The organism is Burkholderia sp. BCC1977 (assembly GCF_905339595.1).
GTDB lineage: Bacteria > Pseudomonadota > Gammaproteobacteria > Burkholderiales > Burkholderiaceae > Burkholderia.
In genome coordinates this window covers 1-328 of sequence record NZ_CAJPGQ010000195.1, presented here as the reverse complement: position 1 = coordinate 328, position 328 = coordinate 1, and the positions used below count along the sequence as shown (strand labels likewise).

The window sequence follows — 328 nt, the reverse complement described above, 5'->3', positions numbered from 1 at the left end:
CTCATCGGCCAGTTTGACATGCGCGCGTCGATGAGCCGCCGTGGCAACTGCTACGACAACGCGCCCATCGAATCCTTCTGGGGAACGCTGAAGAATGAACTGGTCTATCATCAACGCTTCGCCACGCGCGAGCAGGCACGCCTGGCGATCAGCGAATACATCGAAATCTTCTACAACCGGCAGCGCACGCAGGCGCGTCTGAACTACCAATCGCCTGTCGCGTTCACGCAGCGCTTCTATTTGAATCAGATCGCTGCTTAACCCGTTGGCCTCCACGAATTCCGTCCGACCTCAGTCGCGCCGCAACGTATCGTCAAGCAGACCAAAT

Annotated in this window: 1 protein-coding gene; it reads left to right on the top strand. The window is 57.6% G+C overall.

The genetic code is table 11. The features are described from left to right. Positions 1 to 261, top strand: a 261-nt coding sequence (locus U5771_RS35440) for an IS3 family transposase (RefSeq protein ID WP_322028220.1), incomplete at its 5' end; no start/stop codon positions are given. Positions 262 to 328 lie beyond the last annotated feature (67 nt).